This window comes from Xenorhabdus beddingii (genome assembly GCF_002127545.1).
Taxonomy (GTDB): domain Bacteria; phylum Pseudomonadota; class Gammaproteobacteria; order Enterobacterales; family Enterobacteriaceae; genus Xenorhabdus; species Xenorhabdus beddingii.
The window spans coordinates 1-256 of the sequence record NZ_MUBK01000198.1 but is presented as its reverse complement, the minus strand read 5'-3'; the positions used below and the strand labels follow the sequence as shown (position 1 = coordinate 256).

The window sequence follows — 256 nt, the reverse complement described above, 5'->3', positions numbered from 1 at the left end:
ATGCAACACTTCTTCCTGTAGGTAGGTTTTCACCTTGCCGCTATACGGTTCTGTGATGGTGTAGGCGAAGCGGTGATCGGATAAGCGTTGTGCTACCACCGCTGACGGCGGGTAAGGGTGCAAGGATTGCGGCTGGCCGTCTTTGCCCCAGACAATCACCGCATAGGCATTGCCATTCAGCAAACAATGACGCATCAGGGTGCGCTTGAACTGAAACGGCGTCTGGCAGTCATTCGGGCATTCATTCAGCAAATAA

General features: G+C 53.1%; 1 protein-coding gene. It reads right to left on the bottom strand.

Going from position 1 to position 256, the window contains the following annotated elements; all coding sequences use genetic code 11:
• On the bottom strand, positions 1-256 hold a 256-nt coding region (locus Xbed_RS19255; RefSeq protein WP_139837585.1), incomplete at both ends, for a phage portal protein.